The organism is Natrinema sp. HArc-T2 (assembly GCF_041821085.1).
In the GTDB taxonomy this organism is placed as follows: Archaea; Halobacteriota; Halobacteria; order Halobacteriales; family Natrialbaceae; genus Natrinema.
Genome location: NZ_JBGUAZ010000004.1, coordinates 1 through 18053 on the forward strand (window position 1 = coordinate 1; position 18053 = coordinate 18053).

The window sequence follows — 18053 nt, forward strand, 5'->3', positions numbered from 1 at the left end:
GGTTTCAATACGACTTTGCCCGAACTCTTCCTGTCCTCGATATACTGGTGTGCTTCGGCGGCGTCCGCGAGCGCGAACGATTCGCCTACCACGACCTCGAGCTCGCCGCTCGCGAGCCCCTCGGTGAGGTCGGGCACTGCCTGCATGACGCTGCTCGGGTCGTGGGTGGCGGCCTGACCGAGATGGAAGCCTTTGACGGTCTTGTTCTCGAAGAGCAGTCGCCGGTTGCTGACCTCCGCAGGGACGCCGCTTGCGACGCCGTAGGTGACCATCCGACCGAAGTGGGTCATCGCGTCGAGACTGCGTTCAAAGACGTCGTCGCCGACGCTCTCTAAGACGAGGTCGACGCCCTCACCGTCGGTTTCCTCCTCGATGACCTTTCGGAAGTCCGTCTCGGTGTAGTTGATCGGGTGGTCACAGCCCAGCTCAGCTGCCAGGTCGAGCTTTTCCTGCGAGCTCGCGGTACCGAAGACCTCCGCGCCGGCGTTCGACGCCAGCTGAACCGCAGCCGTGCCGACCCCGCCTGCAGCGGCCTGGATCAGGACTGACTCGCCTTCCTCGAGCGCGCCCCACGCGAACAGACAGCTATGCGCGGTGAGAAACTGGACCGGGAAGCCGGCGGCTTCCTCGAAACTCATCGCTTCCGGCACGGGAAAGAGCATCTCGGCGTTCGCGACGGCGTATTCGGCGTAGCCGCCGGTTTCGACCATCGCGACGACGCGGTCGCCCTCCGAGACGTCCTCGACGCCGTCACCGACCGCGTCGACCCGGCCTGCGGCTTCCATCCCCGGACGGTAGGGCGGCTCGGGCCCACCCGGATAGAGGCCGCGACGCTGCATGATGTCCGCGAAGTTGATCCCCGCAGCTTCGACGGCGATGCGGACCTCGCCCGGCCCCGGGTCCGGTCGCTCGGTGTCGATCGTCTCGAGTCGATCGCTGTCGCCGTATTCTGTTACCTCGATCGCTTTCATACCGCTGGTAGGGGCGGCAGTCGGATAAGCTACTGAGAACCGGCGGAAACGAACGGCCAGTTGTGAGAATCGGTCACGGACTGATACGGACTCCTGTAAGTCATTGCCGGCGCAACCGCGAGCCGTCCTTCGGTTGCGCCGGTAAATCGTTACAGCAGACCGTATGAGACGCTATAGCTGGTCGATGATCTCGTCGGCAAACGTCGACAGTGCCGCCTCCCGGTCGTCGTTTTCGATCCCGATAATGGCGTGATCGAGGCTCAGTTCCTCGAGCCGCCCGAAATACTCGCGGAACCACTCGACGCCGGCCCGGAAGCCCAGATGCAGCGGCTCGGGTTCGGCCGTTCGGTCGTCGGCCAACTCGACGCGAACCGCGATGGCAAAGGGTTTCTCGCCGGCACGGTCGCGCCACTCGTGGAGATAGCTCTCGAGCGTGCGCTCGGGCAGGTGATAGAACAGCCAGCCGTCGCCGTGGTCGGCGATCCACTCCTTGGACTGGCGGGCGTGACCGGTCGGCAACAGCGGAATCGTCTCCGTCGTCGGCTTCGGGACCACGTCGAGGTCTCCCTCGAGGGTTCCCCACTGGCCCTCGAGTTCCGGAAAGTCCTCGCGCCAGACCGTCCGGACGGCGTCGACGGACTCGCGAAACAGCTGCCCACGGTCGTCGGGATCGACGTCGAAAGCGGGGTACTCCGGGTCGCGGTCGCCAGAGGCGATCCCAAGAACGAGTCGCCCGTCCGAGAGCTGGTCGACCGTCGCCGCGGATTTGGCGACGTGGAGCGGGTGGCGGAGCGTGAGGACGACACTCGAGGTGCCGAGCGCGATGTCGTCGGTGTGGGCAGCGACGTGCGAGAGCCACGGCCAGGTGTCGAACGTCTGGCCGGCGTCGCCGAATTTCGGCCAGTAGGTCGGGACGTCACGCGCCCAGAGGCCGTCGAAGCCGACCGCCTCGGCGTGTTCGGCGAGTCGGAGTTCATCCTCGATGGCCGGCTGCGAGCGGTTCGTTCCGGTCAGCGGAAAGCCGGCACCGAAGGTCAGGCCGTCGTGGTCGAACAGGCGTCGGTAGCCAGCGTTTGCGTGTCCTCCGGGGTGCATTCGCTCGTGCTATCGGACGAAGCGGTATGACGATGGCGTTGTCCGACGGTCGTTGCTGGGCCACCGCTTGCCAGATACTCTGTCACTCGAGTCGGGCTGCCTGTGTTGCCACTCGGACGCCGCGAAAAAGGTGAAAAATTCGAATCGACAGCCGAGTCGTCAGGTATGCCGATCAGTCGTCAGCGGGTGCAGCGCCGGAGCCGTCCTGGGCCTGCTCTTTGGTCCAGGAGAGCTTGCCGCCAGCCGCGAGGATTGCACGTTCGCGCTCGGAGGCGTCGAGCGTGGCCGTGTACTCCTCGTCGTTGACACGGACGGTGAACTCTTCCTGACCGGAGGTGACGGCGTCGTAGACGTCGTCGACGATCTCGATTTCGTCGCCCTGCTCGATGTTCTCGTAGGTGTCCTCGTCAATCGTCAGCGGGACGATACCGAAGTTAAAGAGGTTCGCACGGTGGATGCGTGCGAAGCTCTGTGCGAGGACGCCCTCGATACCGAGGTACATCGGGCACATGGCGGCGTGCTCACGCGAGGAGCCCTGGCCGTAGTTCTCGCCGGCGACGAGGAAGCCGCCGTCGGCGTCAGCAGCGCGCTGGGCGAAGGTCTCGTCGACGCGGCTCAGGGTGAACTCCGAGAGCTTGTCGATGTTCGACCGGTACATCAGGATGTCCTGCGTTGCAGGGATGATGTGGTCGGTCGTGATGTTGTCCTCCATCTTGAGGAGGGCGTCACCCTCGATGTCCGAGCCCAGCTGGTCTTTCAGCGGCACGTCGCCGATGTTCGGGCCTTTGACGAGCTCGTCGTCGGGCGCCTCGTCGGGCGTGATGAGGTCGGTCTTCGAGCCGTCGTACTCGTCGGGCAGCTCGATACCGGGTGCCTCGAGGTCGCCGAGTTCGTCGGCGAGGTCGCGCGGGTCGATGATCTCGCCTTTGATCGCCGCGGCGGCGGCGACCTCCGGCGAACAGAGGAAGACGTTGTCGTCTTCGATACCCGAGCGGCCCTCGAAGTTGCGGTTGAACGTCCGCAGCGAGACCGAATCGGAGGCGGGGACGTGGCCGATACCGATACAGGCACCACACGTCGCTTCCGAGAAGTTGACGCCGGCGGCCATCATCTCCGCGACCCAGCCCTCGCGGGCGAGCATCTCGGAGGCCTGCTTGGAGCCGGGCGCGACGATCATCTCGGTCGTCGGGTTGACCTCGCGGTCCTCGAGCATCTTCGCGGCCGGGAGGATGTCCTCGTAGCCGCCGTTGGTACAGGAGCCGACGATGACCTGCTCGACGGACTGGCCGGCGACTTCGCTGACGGGAACGACCTTGTCCGGCATCGAGGGCTGGGCGATCAGCGGCTCGAGGTCGGAGAGGTCGACGACGATCTCGTCGTCGTACTCGGCGTCGTCGTCAGGTTGAAGCTCGACGTACTCGTCGCCGCGGTTGAGTCGCTCGAGGTAGTCCTGGGTCTGCTCGTCGGTCGGGAAGATCGACGTCGTCGCACCGAGCTCGGTGCCCATGTTGGTGATGGTCATCCGCTCGGGGGCGGTGAGCGACTCGACACCGGGGCCGGTGTATTCGAGGATCTTGCCGACGCCGCCCTTGACGGTCAGCCGTCGCAGGAGCTCGAGGATGACGTCTTTCGCGGTGGCCCACTCGGGGAGTTCGCCCTCGAGGCGGACGTTGACGACTTCGGGCATCTCGATGTAGTAGGGCGCGCCGCCCATGGCGACGGTGACGTCGATCCCGCCAGCGCCGATGGCGAGTTCGCCGAGGCCGCCGGGGGTCGGCGTGTGACTGTCCGAGCCCAGCAGGGTCTTGCCGGGGGCCGCGAAGTTCTCGCGGTGGACGTTGTGGCAGATGCCGTTACCGGGGCGAGAGAAATAGGCGCCGTAGGTACCGGCTGCAGAGCGGAGGAAACGGTGGTCGTCAGTGTTTTTGAAGTCGAACTGATAGGTCTGGTGGTCACAGTACTGTGCGGCGATTTCGGTCTGGACCTCGTCCAGTCCCATGGCTTCGAACTGGAGCCAGACCATGGTCCCGGTCGTGTCCTGTGTGAGAACCTGGTCGATCTCGATACCGATCTCCTCGCCGGTCTCGAGTTCGCCCTCGACGAGGTGGTCGTCGAGAATCTTCTCGGTGAGCGTCTGTCCCATAGCACACCGAAATGGGCCGTCTATCATGATAAAACCAGCGTGTTTCTATGAAGCGTAACCGTCATGAGAGTATCTCAAAGGGTAGCATGAAAGTATCTCGTGTGGTGAGTAACCGACCAGCACGGCAATAATATAGTAGCCACTGAACGTCAATGCACACTCGATCGCACGAGGGCTGTGCGATCGGTGTGTAAATCGTTTCAATTGTTACTATAGTAGCGTGTCGATTGGTACCGACACCTCGAGAGGTCGTGAACGGACATGCTTTTCTCGTCGCCACGGCGTTAGCACAGGTATGTTCCGTTCCGGTGCCTTCGTCGCCGACCACGTCTCGCCGACGACCGACGCGCAGATCCAACCCAACGGCGTGGACCTCACTGCCGACGTCGTCTTCGAGCAGCTGGAACCGGGCCGCATCGGCACGGACGGCAAAGAGATCGGCGACCGCGTCGCCCGCCCGCTCGAGGAACTCGAGGAGGCCGACCCCGACACCTACTATCTACCCAAAGGTGCCTACGTCGTCCGCTACGGCGAGCGGATCGCGATTCCCGAGGGCCACGTCGGCTTCGTCTACCCGCGGTCGTCGCTCATGCGCAACTCCTGTATGCTCAATACGGCGGTGTGGGATGCCGGCTACGAGGGCCGCGGCGAGGGACTGTTGCAGGTCCACCACGACATCGAACTCGAGCGCGGTGCCAGAATCGCCCAGCTCGTCTTCGCCGAGGCCGGCCACGAGGATGTCTACGACGGCAGTTATCAGGGCGAGCACCTCGAGTGACCGGCGACTGGCGCTGCCGACATCGTCCCCTCGTCTACCGGTTCGCATACCGTTTTGGCGGTCCCCGACCTACCCTCGAGCGAGCCTCGATGATGGCGACCACCCACGCGTTTACCGGCCTCGCGATCGTCGCGCCGCTCGCCTACGCCCTCCCCGAGTTCACGGTCGCGCTCGCCGTCGGCGCGCTCCTCGGTGGCATTGCTCCCGATTTCGATCTCGTCTTCGCTCATCGACGGACACTTCACTTTCCCGTCGCCGGGCTCGCAGTCGCTGTTCCCGCGGTTGCTGTCGCAGCGAGTACCCCCTCGAGTCTGACCGTCGCGGTCGCCGCATTCGCCGTCACGGCCTGGGTCCATGCCGCAAGCGACGCGGTCGGTGGTGGCCTAGAAATGGACCCCTGGAACGACCGTACCGAGCGGGCCGTGTACGATCACGTCCGCAGCCGGTGGATTCGACCGCGGCGCTGGATCCGCTACGACGGCGCGCCGGAAGACGCCGCAGTCGCCGTCGCGCTCGCGATCCCGGCGCTGGTCGTCTTCGACGGCTGGCTTACCCCCGTGATCGCCGGTGGTGTGGCCGTCTCGCTGTGCTATGCGCTGCTTCGGCGGCGACTCGTCGCGTGGACGCCCGACTGGCTCGAGTGACCGGTCGCGGAAGGATCGATCAGGTGCGACGACTGTCTCGCGAGCCGAAGTCGGAACGCTGATACGCGCGCTGGCCGAGCGGCCCAGTATGGTCGACCAGCTCGCCGCCAGAACGACACATCTGGTATTTGCCGCACTCTGGGCCGGTAGCGTCTGTTTCGTCGCCGCCGTCGTCTTACCGCTGGCACGCGACGGCGCGTTCAACACGACCCGCCCGCTCGAGGTCATCTCGGGGCGGCTCACCACTATCTCGCGAGTGAGTTCGCTCGTCCTGTTTCTCTCGGGGAGCCACCTTGCAGGGACCACCTACACCGCCAATCGCCTCTTCGGAACGATCAACGGATGGCTGGTGCTCGCGATGGTCGGACTCTGGCTGGTTCTGACTGCGCTCGTCGAAATCGGCGCGAAGCGCTTCGAGGCCGGCCTCACCGGAAAGAAGATTCGCGAGCCGGCACGCGAGGCGATGCCGGTGTTCTGGGCTGCTGCCGTCGTGGCCGTCGGACTGTTGGTCGTGGCGGGACTGCTCTCGGCCAACGTCGCACGGCTGCTGTAGAATTCGCGGCGCTGACACTTCTCAGCGGACGTTCTTACGAAAGATACTTAGTCAGTTACTGTAAGATACTGGCTAATGATCAGGGGTAAAGAGATGGTCTTCTCGCTTCTCGCAGTGGGAACGGCTGCCGTGGCCGGCTACGTCCTCCGTTCTGAGCGCTCACGGACCGCCGCGTCGCGATCGAAGGCCGACCTCGGTGCCCGGCTCGTCAGCCCGACCGAGGTCCCAGCCGACGCGACAGTCGTCGACGCGTCCGCACGACGGCTCGGCGAAATCCCCGGTGCACGACGCGCACTGGATCGAGCAGTCCGCAACGGCGCGCGCGACGAATGGGAACACATCACGCTCGAGCGCGACGGTGCCTGGTCGATCGTCGACCGGATTCGCGAGTCGCTTCCCTACTACGAGTCCGACACCGACGCCTACAACGGCGTCTACGTCCGGTACAACGACCGTATCGTCGTCCTCGATGCGATCGGCTGGGCCCGACTCGAGGAGCCGATCCAGTAGGCGACACCGATCTCTGGGTGGTCGGTCACAGGCTTCGTTCTCGGACAGTCGGCGATCGCCACGAGCAGCCGCGCTGCGCTCGGCACCGTCGACGACCGTCCACCGCCCCGAATCGCAACCACTACCACCGCGGCCACCAGACCCCAATCCATGCAACTGGGCCTGATCGGACTCGGACGGATGGGACAGATCGTCGTCGACCGAACCCTCGCGGCGGGCCACGAAGTCGTCGCCTTCGACCTCGATGACGAGGCCGTCGCAACAGCAACCGACGCCGGTGCCGACCCCGCCGACTCGCTCGAGGACTTCGTCGACCAGCTCGGATCGGAGAAACGCATCTGGCTGATGGTTCCCGCCGGCGAGGCGGTCGACGTCACGCTCGAGGAACTCGAAGACCATCTCGACAGCGACGACGTCGTCGTCGACGGCGGCAACTCCTACTTCGAGGATTCAGTACGCCGCGCCGAGTCCTGTCCCGCGGCGTATCTCGACTGTGGCACCTCCGGCGGTCCCGCCGGTGCCGAACTCGGCTTCTCCCTGATGGTCGGCGGCCCCCAGTGGGCCTACGACGAACTCGAGCCGGTTTTCGACGCCGTCGCGACCGGCCCCGATGGCCACGAGCGGATGGGTCCCGCCGGGTCGGGCCACTACGTCAAGATGATCCACAACGGCGTCGAATACGCGCTCATGCAGGCCTATGGCGAGGGCTTCGAGCTGCTCCACGAGGGTCGATTCGACCTCGACCTCGAGAACGTCGCCTCGGTCTGGAACAACGGCGCGGTGATCCGCTCGTGGCTGCTCGAACTCTGTGAGGAGGCCTTCCGCGAGGAGGGCACCGACCTCGGGACGGTGGCCGACCGCGTCGAGGGTGGCTCGACCGGTACGTGGACCGTCCAGGAGGGCCTCGAGCAGGAAGTTCCCCTGCCGCTGATCTACACGGCGCTGTCCGAACGGTTCGGCTCGCGGGCCGACGACGGCCGGTTCTCGCGACGACTCGCGAACCGACTCCGCTATGGTTTCGGTCGTCACGAGGTGCCGCGCCGGGAGTAATCGACCCGGGGACCCCACCAGTCATACGGTCGACTGTAAGGGCGAGACACCGCGCCGACGCTGCAATGGTGGACTCGTGTTTTCTCCACCGTCGTGCCACGGAAATCTTGAGCTATCCTCTTTACTCTCGGTCACCGACCTAGAGGTATGAAATCGCCACCGCCGCCCACCTCCAGAACCGACACCCCGCTTAGTATGACCGTCGTCGAGCGCGTCGCCGAAGCCGAGGACGCCGATCCGGTCACCCTCGAGCCGCTGTACGACGCGATCGATCCCGATCTCCTCGATTCCTTGCCCGACGCGGACGGCTTTGCCAGCCTCGAGTTTTCTTATCACGGCCACACCGTTCGCATTACGGACGGCAACGACGGCATCGCAGTCTCGCTCGTAGACGCGGACAGCTCAGGCGGCGGCTCGGGCGGTGTCGCTGCAGATCACGAATCGTCGACGTAAGATACGTAGTCCCAGCCAGTGTCCAAAACGGGAACCAGTATGTTTCCGTTGTGGCTAGTCGTGCTCGAGGGCGCGTAGCTCAGTGGACAGAGTCCTTGGTTCCGGACCAAGATGTCGGGGGTGAGCAGGCCCGACGGGCCTACGATTTATGCTGACACTGCCCGCGCAGCGAAGCGAGCAGGAAGTATTAGTAGTAGTTTAAATTCCACTTACGCCCCGTTTTTGTGACGACACGTAATCGTGGAGGGCAGCACAACAGCGCTCGAGCGCGTCGGATTCTGACTGGACGCTGTAATCATTAGCTGACTACCACGAACCGCTATCGACAGAGACACACCACTGTTGCAAGTGAAGCTGCAGGACGCGATAGGGGGGGGGAGGTGTGCCCCTCCGATGACTCGAGCCACGCGATCCCGATGAGACGCCGTGAGCAGTTGACGGTCGTGTAACGGTCGATTTTACCCTGATAATCCAGAATATATTATTCTTATTATCTGTCAGTGCTTTAGACGAAACCGTGGACTGTTCACTCTAGCACCCTCACTAGACTAGTCTTCACATGAAACAGTGGTGTGTGTGAGTTCACTTGCATCAGATGAACAAGTGGCTTTAAATAGAGTATGTCGCTTGGTACGGATATGCCTCGGTTCGAGCGGAAGCAGAACATCTTCCGGAACAAGGACGCCCTGGGGGAGTCGTACCAGCCCGAACGGATCGAAGAGCGCGACGACGAGATCGAGGCGTATATGGATGCGCTCCAGCCCATCATCGACGGCTGGGAGCCGAACAACATCTTTCTCTACGGAAATACGGGCGTCGGCAAGACCGCCGTCACGGACTACCTCCTCGACGTCCTTCAGGAAGACGTCACGAGATACGACGACGTCGACCTCTCTGTGCTCAGTGTCAACTGCAAGACGCTCAACTCGTCGTATCAGGTCGCCGTCGAACTGGTCAACACGCTTCGACCCGCCGGTGCCGAGATCAGCACGACCGGCTACCCCCAACAGACCGTCTTCAAGAAACTCTACAGCGAACTCGAGGCACTCGGCGGCACGGTCGTCATCGTCTTAGACGAGATCGACTCGATCGGCGACCGCGACGAACTGCTGTACGAACTCCCGCGGGCACGCTCAAATGGCTATCTCGAGGCGACGAAAGTCGGTCTCATCGGCATCAGCAACGACTTCAAGTTCCGCGAACAGCTCGATCCCCGCGTCCAGGACACGCTCTGTGAGCGCGAACTCCAGTTTCCACCCTACGAGGCGTCCGAACTGACGAACATCCTCGAGTCACGGGCCGAGGTTGCGATCGCGGACGACAGCTGTGACGACGGCGTCCTGAACCTCTGTGCAGCACTCGCCGCACGCGACAGCGGGAGCGCCCGGCAGGCGCTTGATCTGCTCCGGCTGGCGGGGGAAGTCGCGGAGAACAACGACGACGAGGAGATTCAGGAATACCACGTCGATCAGGCACGCTCGAAACTCGAGCAGGAACGCGTCGAAGAGGGAATGCGGGAACTGACGACCCACGGTCGCCTCGCCTTGCTGGCGGTCGTCTCGAAAGCCGCCAAGGAGTCGACGCCCTGTCGAACGCGGGAACTCTACCAGGAGTACGAGGCGTTGTGTGAGTCGGCGGGGACCGACTCGCTCGCCCAGCGATCGGTGCACAACCACCTCTCCGATCTCCGGATGCTCGGCATCCTCTCGGCAAAGGAAAACCGCAGCGGGTCTCGAGGCAACTACTACAGTTACGAACTCGACGTCCCGTTTACGAGCGCCGTCGACGCGATGGCCGACGTCCTCTATCTCGACGCGGAGATCGAGACGATCCGCGACATCGCACGGATGAACGGCGTCGTCTGAGACGGACGCCGCTCCGTGGGCACCGGGGGGTCCGCGACCACCCAGCGGGTGTGCCAGACACCTGTCACAGCAGCCAGTCTGCAGCGATCGGTCGCACTCTCACACAGAGCGAGTCCGCCCACACCACCCTTGCGAGTGAACGCCGGTCGGCACGACGTGACTCACAGGACCACGCCGGGTCCGAATCGGTTCACGTGACTCAGTGCTGACACGTGTTTCACTTGCACGAGTGGTGGCACCCGTCGCGCAGTACGTGCGATCCGGTCGTCAGATCGATTCCGCCCCTCGAGTCGGCGTGTGTTCACATGCAATAGTGGTGTCCGGTGGGGATGGCCTCGGATCGAACCAGCTACCAGTGTGATCCGTTCACATGAAACGGTGGTGTGTCGCTACCCAGTTCACTTGAATCGGTGGTGTGAGTCTAGCGACGGTCGGGACCCACGAGCCGAACCTGATACTGCCCGATGAGTGCCCGTAAGCACCTAATCGTGCCTCGACGCCAGTAGCAGCTGGCAACGACATCTCGAGTACGATCGGTAGAACCCTGCTGTCCGGCAATATGAACGAACAGTTCCCGATCGAACCGTCCCCACTGGCTCGAGTCGACCGCGCTTGCCGCTCGTTTTATCCCCTCGTCGGCACAATGACAGCAGTATTGACAGTCATCGATGGGACGAGAAAAGCGCAACATCGCGGTCCGGTTTTTCGGCGGCGCGGGGAACTACACGACCGTTCTCGAGCAACTCTGCACGTTCGTTCTCACAGAGAACCCGACCGAAACGGCAGTCCTCGAGTGGTGTCGATCGAACACACGGGCGACGAGTGATGACGGCATCCGACGTCGCCTGACATTTCTCGAGGGAATCGGCCTCCTCGCGATCGATCCGGATCGCGTTCGACTCACCCAGCGTGGCATGGCGTGGCTCTCGGAGACCGATCCGGCGGTGCTCTACGAACGGCTCTCGGACACCGTCCGCGGCTTCGAGACGATGCTCAAGGCGCTGCTCGATGGTCCGAAGACGGACGCTGAGTTAGGGACGGCGATCGCGACCGCCCATTCCGAGGTCAACTGGACTGACGCGTCCGGCCCCGCCCAACATCGGGGCTGGCTGCAGAGTCTCGGCTACGTCGAACGCTCCGACGGCGTGAACTCGCTGACGAACAGCGGCCGGGAACTGGCACGGCGACAGACCTCGACGTATCCAGTTCTCGAGCGGGGCGCGTCGTACACACAGCCCGACCTCGAGGACGCCTTCGACACCAGCTTCGGTTCCTACATCAAGGGCATCAATCCGCGAACGAACGACGAGGGAGAGCTCTCGTACATCATCGTCAAAGCTCGCGAGGACGGCCCTTACGGCGATGAGATCGACGGTGAGCGCTTTACATACATCGGCGAAGGCGTACCCGAGAAAGGCGATCAACAGTTGACCGGTGCTAACAGCGCGCTCCTCGAGCAGTCAGCGTGCTCGACCATCCCGGTGTACTTCTTTTACCAGCCGGCAGACAGCGATACGCTCCGGTACGAAGGACTGGTCGACATCGTCGACACCGAGTATGTCGCTCGGGACGACCGGATGGTCTATCAGTTTACCATGGAGACCCTCGAGATCGACCCGGAACGGTTCGAGACGGTCTCAGAGTCTGTTTCCGGGGAGATCGAGGAAGACGAACCAGCGCTGACCGACGACGAAGACGAGTTCACCGAGGTCCAGCGGCGAGTCCGCTCGAGTTCGTTCGCGAAGACAGTCGCAGCCGCCTACGACGCCCGGTGTGCCATCTGCGGGGCTGCCCGTGAGTCCCCCGACGGCACCACCGATATCGAGGCTGCACACATCTATCCCAAACGAGAGAACGGGCGTGATACCGTTCGAAACGGGCTCGCCCTCTGTCGGCTCCATCACTGGGCGTTCGACAGCGGCTGGCTCGCGGTGGCCGACGACTATCGGATCCTAGTCGCCGATCGGCCCGATCTCGAGGGGTACGAGGAGTTCGAGTCACTCGAGAACGAGTCACTCACGCTGCCCACGAACGAGGAACAGCGGCCACACGCGACATTCCTCGCTGCACATCGCGAACGGCACGGGTTCGAATCGCCATAGCTGGCCCGACCCGTCCGCAGCCGGCGAGCATCATACGGGTTCTCGAAGCGCCCAGACATCCTCGAGTGGCTCGAGCCGGCTGGGCTCTGCCCCACGCTCGGCGAGAATCCCGGTGTGGTACAGCATCGCCTTCAGCTGGAACACCGTCGGCGAGTGGTAAACAGTGCCGTCCGCGAGCGCCGAGCGCCGCAGGGTGCCGTCGTCGGTCAGGACCCGGCTTCGGACGCCGTCGTCGCCCCGGATGAACAACTCGACGGTAAAGGACGGATGAAGCTCGTGCAGATACTCGACCGTGTCGACCAGCGACGGCTCCGTGATCCCGTCTTCGAACATCGTCTGTAGCTCCGTGACCAGCAGTTCGGTCGCGGGATACGCAAAGACCACCCGTCGAGCCAGCCGTCCCCACGCCGGCGCGAGGTCGACGAACCGTTTCGGCGATCGATACCAGTCCTCGAACGCCGCGAGCGCCGCCTCGACGGTCCCATAGCGTGCCTTCGCAAAGCGGACGACTTCCTCGCCGAGCGAAGTCAGCTCGACATCCTCGACACCGACGCCGTCTTCGATCAGCCCCAGAAACGCAGCCCCGCGCCGGGCCGCCGTGACGGCACTCACGACCTTGTACTCCGAAAGCAGGGCCTCGGTGTCCCCAGCCGCGTAGTGTGCCAGCGGATAGCCGAGGTAGTTCTTGGGGTGGTTCAACCCGAACGACGCGTCCGCGACCCCCTGCGTACTCGCCTGAAACCGCAGCGCCGTCGCCTCGCTCGTCGTTCGATTGCCGACGACGCGTGGCACCTCGAGCGCCTCGACAGCCCCAGCCGAATCGACGCCGAGCACGCCGACGTTCAACTCCCGTGCGAGCGTCCGATCGGTTTCGGAAATCGCGGTCGCCGGGGCTGCGAGGTAGGCTGCGTTCGCCTCGTGGAGCCGATCGTAGGCTTGCACGATCCCACGCTGGGTGTCGACGCCGCCGCTTGCGTGGCCTTTCGCCTCGATGGCGATCAGCGGCGGCTCGTCACCGAGCCGGTCGACGGCCAGCAGGTCGGACTCGAGAGCGCGTACGCCGACGAGATCCGGGTAGCCGCCACCGATTCGGACGTGGTTGAACGGGGCCAGCCGTTCTCGGATCGTGGGCTCGATCGGCTGCCCAGGGAGCCACTCCGCCGTCGCAAACTGGGTGTCGGCGACCGCGTACGCGGTCGCCTCTTCGTCGGCCGGGAAGAGCCGCCGTTTGGTGTGGGCCAGCACCTGTGGTTCCGTCAGCGGCCCAGCCGCGCTACTCATGCGTCGTCATTGGCCAGCGCGCTCATTATTGTTCTGACACCGGCTCGACGCGCGGTCCGAGCATCCGGTGACAACCACGGTTGGCACGACAGACCTGCCCCGACACTCGCGGACCGCTACCGACCGTCGGGACACCCCGCTTGGTCCGTATCGTGGCTGTCTTTGTGTCTCGAGTACGTTCCGACAGGTATGACCGATGCAATCCTCGTCTACGACGATGACTGTGGGTTCTGTACGTGGTGGGCCGAGTTCTTCGCGGCGCGGTCGGACATCCGTCTCGTCGGCTTTCGCGACCTCACCGACGAGTTACGCGAGCGCCTGCCCGACGACTACAAGGAGTGTGCACATCTTGTGACCGACGACGCGGTCTACTCCTGTGGGGCCGCGATCGACGAAGCGCTCCTCCGCGCTGACATCGGCGGCCCCGTCGACGACGTCGTCACGTTCCTCCGGCAGTTCGAGGACTACGAGCAGTACCGCGAGCAAGCGTATCGGTGGATCGCGAACAACCGCGATCGGTTGGGGACGTATCTCTCGACGACGCCGCCGGCACGTCGAGAATCCCGCGACAGGTGAGCGCGTCGCTTGGCGGCGCTGCACGGCAAATCGTACTCGGGGAGTGGACCGCTCAAGCGACCAGCGCCGAACGTCCGCTCACTGTCGTTAGTCGTTGATCAGCGACCGTTCCGCGTTGGCAGCGATAAGGGACGCGCCGACCACGACGGCGACGGTCGTCACCAGCGGGTTCACGAGGCCGAGGACGGCTGGCGGGATGGCGATCGCGTTGTAGACGAACGCGAGGCCGAGGTTCTGCCGGAGCCGGTCCCGTGCGGCCCGCGCCAGTGTAAATGCCTGATCGACGGCAGCCAGGTCGTTGTCGACGATCGCAACGTCGGCCGCGTCGGCGGCGAGTGCCGTGCCACTGCCCAGTGAGATCCCGAGATCGGCCGCGGCGAGCGCCGGCGCGTCGTTCGTTCCGTCGCCAACCATCGCCACTCGATTGTCGACTTTCATCCGCTCGACGGCTGCCGTCTTCCCCTCCGGCGAGACGCCGGCGAAGACGTGATCGACGCCGGGATGACGGTCGAAGACGTCGGCTGCCGTTGCGTCGTCGCCGGTCAGGACGACGACGTCGATCCCCGCGTCGTCCAGCGCCGTGACCGTCTCGTCCCACGTCTCGCGGGGTTCGTCGCCGACGACGACGATCCCCTCCGCGGCCCCGTCTCGCCCGACGACGACCGGGAGGTGGCCTGCTTCCCGTGTGCGCTCGAGTCGCGCCGCGAGGTCGTCGTCGATCGTCCACTCGCGCTCTCGGAAGAGGTCGGGGTGACCGACGAGCACCGTTCGCCCGTCGACGCGTCCCTCGACGCCGGTGGCGTGGGTGTGGAACTCCTCTACCGTCAGCCCGCCAGTCGTCGCCGTTCCGCCGTCCGTACGAGCCGCACCGTCGGCGTCGCTTCCATCGGCGTCACTATTTCCGCCGTCGAACGCCTCGGCGATCGCCGTCGCCGCCGGATGGGCCGCACGCTGCTCGAGCGCGGCAGCAGCAGTCAAGAGGTCATCGGGCGCGTCGGCCTCGAGGACCGACATCTCGCCGGTCGTCAGCGTCCCGGTCTTGTCGAAGACGACGACGTCGACCGCACGCAGGCGCTCGAAGACCGTCTCGTCGAAGACGACGATGCCGCGCTCGAGGGCTTCCTCAAGACTCGTCGCGACGGAGTACGGCGTCGCGAAACCGAGCGCCCACGGGCTGACGACCATGAGAGTCATGAGCGCGGCCAGTGCGGTCGTCAGTGCGCTCGCCCCGAGCAGTAGTGACCCTGCGCCGACGACGACCGGGACCGCGAGGACGATCGGCGCGAGTCGTGCCGCGAGTTCATCGGCCCGGCGCGTGACACCGTGGTCTGCGCTCTGGACGTTCCAGACGACTCGCATGAGCCGGTCGATGCTGCTGGTCGTCCGCTCGCCGACATCGACGATCGCTGCGTCGGTCGTGACGATCGAGCCACCGACCACCGGGTCACCCTCGCGTTTCGTCACCGGTAGTGACTCGCCGGTAACCACGGCCTCGTCGACCGCACACTCGCCCTCTGCCAGGGTCCCGTCGACGGGGATGCGCTCGCCCTCTCGGACGAGGACCCGATCACCCGACTCGAGGTCGGCGACGGAGATTTCCGTCGTCGAGCCGTCGTCGGCGTAGTACCGGGCTGTATCGACCTGCGAGACGGTAAGATCGGTCAGCCGGTCGGTCGCACGGCGCTTGACCGTCGCCTCGTAGTAGGTCGCGCCCATCACGACCGACGCGACGACGATCGTCAGGTCGAAGTAGATGTCGTTGCGCCCGAGTCCGGAGACGATGATGCTGAAGACGTACGCGCTGACGATCGTCAGCGACGCGAGCAGGTCCGTGGTCGGTCGCCGGAGTTTGAGGCTAATGTATGCGCCCCGGAGGAGATAGCCGCCGGTCAGATAGAGGATCGCCCCGGTCATGATCAGAAACAGCGGCAGATACAGCGGGCCGCTGAACCCGGTGAACGCGCCCTCGAAGTGCGAGATCGCGCCCCAGTTGGTAAACTCGGTCAGGTACATCGGGTAGAAGACGGCCACGAACGGCAACAGGAGGAACGAGCCGAAGACGATCCCCACGATGTACCGCATCTCGAGCATATCCTCCGCGCGGCGCTTCCGGATGCCGGACATCTCTCGTGACCGTCGCGTCCCGCCGGTCTCGTCGTCGGCGGTCGCCTCCTCCCGCAGATAGGCCGTGTAGCCGACCGTGCTCAGCGCATCCTCGAGCTCGGTCGCCGAGACCCGATCCGGATCGTGGCCGACCCGGACCGTCTCGGTGACGTAACTCGCCTCGGCCTCGCGAACGCCCTCGTGGTCTTCCGCGACAGCCTCGAGGAACGCCTCGCAGGTCGCCGAGTGCATGCCGTCGACCCGGAGGAACGTGCTGACGGTGTCGGGATCGTCTGCGGTCGCTCGTTCGGTCGCTGTGCGCTCCCTGTCGGTTCCAGACTCGGCGTGGGCATCAGCTCCGCGCTCGGCTGGCGCGTCGTCATCGCTCGCGCCGAACTCGGCGGCGATATCGCGACAGCCCATCGAACAGAAGCCACTCGAGACGGGCTCGCCGGCAGTCTGCGAGAGCGGAGCCCCACACAGCCGACAGCGGTCGAACTGGTCGTCGCCCGCGCGTCGATCGCTCACGCTAGTGGCTGCGCGTTCGACAGCAATAACAGTGGTCGATTTCGACGGCGATCTGACGATCGGCCACAGGTAACTCCGTCATCGCCGTTCGACGACGGTCCCGTTCTCACCCACCGCGACTGCTCGGTTGCCCTCGTTGTCGACCGAGACAGCGAGCAGCGACTCGGATGCGACCGTGTCGGCCCGCGTCCACGCTGCCATCGCTGTCCGCTCGTGGATCGTCCCGTCCGCATCGCAGACGATCGTCTCCCCCTCGCGTCGCGTGATCCCACAGATCGCTTCCTCGCCGACCCGTTCGGGCGTCCACGTTCCCCCGTCGTAGCGGTGGACGACACCGTCGTCGGCACTCACGAAACAGTCGTCTCGTCCCAGCGTCGCGAGGTTCTCGAGCGTCCCGTCGGCACCCACCGGCCCGACGCGAGCAAACGAGTCGCCGCCGTCGGTCGTCTCGAAAACGTCGTCGTTCGTATCACAGCAGTAGCCGACCGACGCGTCGGCGAGCGCAACGCCGCTCAGACTCGAGCCGCTGCCGGGCGTAACGGGCTCGTTCCAAGACAGGTCGCCATCGCGATAGCGACCCGTGAGCACTGCACCGGAGCCGTTGATCAACAGGACCGTCTCGTCGCCGGCCGGCCCGCCGACGGCGACCCCCAGCCAGTTGTCAGTGATCTCCGCGGGTGCCGTGTAATCGGTGTGGCGACCGGTCGTCGCCTCGAGCCGGCCCACCGCGCCGCTGTCGCCGGCGACCCAGACGACCGCTCCGTCGGCCGTGGCGTCGACACCGTGAAGGTCCTCTTCCGCGGCATCCGGTCCGTCCTCGAGCGCGATTTCCCAGCCACGGTCGGCTCTGTCAGTGATTCTTCCAGCGAGAACCAGGCCGTCTTCACCCACCGCGTAGACCGCGCCCGTCGCAGTCACACAGACGTCCCGGAGCGTCGCCTCGGTGGGGACCGCGACGACGGCCCAGCGTTCGGGGGACTCAGATTCGGTCGCTCGGTCGACTGCGATGTCGTCGGCTTCGATGGCAGTGCTGCCTTCGGACTCGACGTGCTCGAGCGGCACTGTGCCCGCGTCCGTTGACCCGTCGTCGGACGCCACCGTCTCCGCTCGGTCGGTAGTGGTGTCTCTCTCGGCACGGTCAGTCGACGGTCCGCGCAGGTACAGCACGATCGGCGGCAAAACGTACGACGCGAGCGCGAGGATGGCGAACCCGCGATGGACGATCGTCAGCGTCCCGAATGCAGTCATGCAGGCCGCCGCGACCGCGTGTATCCACGTCTGCGCGTAGCGGCGAAAGAACGGAACGAACCCCTCGACGGACGGCGCGTCGTACGTATCCATTGGTCAGATCCGCAGCATGCGCCCCTATCCGGCTGCCAAGCAAAAGCGTGCTGCAGGCAC

The 18053-nt window shown here is 64.8% G+C and carries 15 protein-coding genes; 9 read left to right on the forward strand and 6 right to left on the reverse strand.

Going from position 1 to position 18053, the window contains the following annotated elements; genetic code table 11:
- The 3 genes from ACERI1_RS10765 to ACERI1_RS10775 form a co-directional block, all read right to left on the reverse strand.
- Window positions 1–971 (reverse strand): zinc-binding alcohol dehydrogenase family protein (locus ACERI1_RS10765; RefSeq protein ID WP_373618164.1); only part of this gene is annotated, 971 nt, incomplete at its 3' end.
- A 171-nt stretch (window positions 972–1142) separates the two neighbouring features.
- Window positions 1143–2066 carry an LLM class oxidoreductase gene (locus ACERI1_RS10770; protein WP_373618165.1) on the reverse strand — a complete coding sequence of 308 codons (924 nt, stop codon included), beginning with the start codon at window positions 2064–2066 and terminating at the stop codon, window positions 1143–1145.
- 172 nt (window positions 2067–2238) lie between these two features.
- A complete protein-coding gene (locus ACERI1_RS10775; protein WP_373618166.1) occupies window positions 2239–4209 on the reverse strand; it encodes an aconitate hydratase in 1971 nt (656 codons plus the stop codon).
- 295 nt (window positions 4210–4504) lie between these two features.
- On the opposite strand from ACERI1_RS10775, the gene ACERI1_RS10780 reads away from it, so the two are divergent.
- From ACERI1_RS10780 to ACERI1_RS10815, 8 genes are all read left to right on the forward strand, one after another.
- Window positions 4505–4987, forward strand: a complete 483-nt coding sequence (locus tag ACERI1_RS10780) for a deoxyuridine 5'-triphosphate nucleotidohydrolase (RefSeq protein WP_373618167.1) — start codon at window positions 4505–4507, stop codon at window positions 4985–4987.
- Between the two features lie 89 nt (window positions 4988–5076).
- On the forward strand, window positions 5077–5631 hold the full coding sequence (locus tag ACERI1_RS10785; protein WP_373618168.1) for a metal-dependent hydrolase: 555 nt from the start codon (window positions 5077–5079) through the stop codon (window positions 5629–5631).
- Between the two features lie 88 nt (window positions 5632–5719).
- Window positions 5720–6184: a copper resistance protein CopD gene (locus ACERI1_RS10790; RefSeq protein ID WP_373618169.1), complete on the forward strand. Its 465-nt coding sequence runs from the start codon at window positions 5720–5722 to the stop codon at window positions 6182–6184.
- 75 nt (window positions 6185–6259) lie between these two features.
- Window positions 6260–6694 carry a hypothetical protein gene (locus tag ACERI1_RS10795; protein ID WP_373618170.1) on the forward strand — a complete coding sequence of 145 codons (435 nt, stop codon included), beginning with the start codon at window positions 6260–6262 and terminating at the stop codon, window positions 6692–6694.
- 150 nt (window positions 6695–6844) lie between these two features.
- Complete coding sequence (gnd, locus tag ACERI1_RS10800; RefSeq protein ID WP_373618171.1) at window positions 6845–7744, forward strand: phosphogluconate dehydrogenase (NAD(+)-dependent, decarboxylating); 900 nt, start codon at window positions 6845–6847, stop codon at window positions 7742–7744.
- Window positions 7745–7891: 147 nt separating this feature from the next.
- A complete protein-coding gene (locus ACERI1_RS10805; RefSeq protein WP_373618172.1) occupies window positions 7892–8197 on the forward strand; it encodes a HalOD1 output domain-containing protein in 306 nt (101 codons plus the stop codon).
- A gap of 638 nt (window positions 8198–8835) precedes the next feature.
- Window positions 8836–10062, forward strand: coding sequence for an orc1/cdc6 family replication initiation protein (locus ACERI1_RS10810; protein ID WP_373618173.1), 1227 nt, complete (start codon window positions 8836–8838; stop codon window positions 10060–10062).
- A 668-nt stretch (window positions 10063–10730) separates the two neighbouring features.
- Window positions 10731–12164 (forward strand): HNH endonuclease, encoded by a 1434-nt coding sequence (locus ACERI1_RS10815; protein ID WP_373618174.1) that lies wholly within the window; start codon window positions 10731–10733, stop codon window positions 12162–12164.
- A gap of 30 nt (window positions 12165–12194) precedes the next feature.
- Here the strand turns inward: ACERI1_RS10815 and ACERI1_RS10820 are convergent, their stop codons facing one another.
- A complete protein-coding gene (locus ACERI1_RS10820) occupies window positions 12195–13445 on the reverse strand; it encodes a hypothetical protein (protein ID WP_373618175.1) in 1251 nt (416 codons plus the stop codon).
- Window positions 13446–13634: 189 nt separating this feature from the next.
- Between ACERI1_RS10820 and ACERI1_RS10825 the strand changes: the two genes are divergently transcribed.
- Complete coding sequence (locus tag ACERI1_RS10825; protein ID WP_373618176.1) at window positions 13635–14021, forward strand: DCC1-like thiol-disulfide oxidoreductase family protein; 387 nt, start codon at window positions 13635–13637, stop codon at window positions 14019–14021.
- A gap of 87 nt (window positions 14022–14108) precedes the next feature.
- On the opposite strand, the gene ACERI1_RS10830 is transcribed toward ACERI1_RS10825, so the two are convergent.
- Complete coding sequence (locus ACERI1_RS10830) at window positions 14109–16652, reverse strand: heavy metal translocating P-type ATPase (protein WP_373618177.1); 2544 nt, start codon at window positions 16650–16652, stop codon at window positions 14109–14111.
- Between the two features lie 78 nt (window positions 16653–16730).
- Entirely contained in the window at window positions 16731–17993 is a 1263-nt protein-coding gene (locus ACERI1_RS10835; RefSeq protein WP_373618178.1) for a WD40/YVTN/BNR-like repeat-containing protein, read from the reverse strand.
- Window positions 17994–18053: the final 60 nt, after the last annotated feature.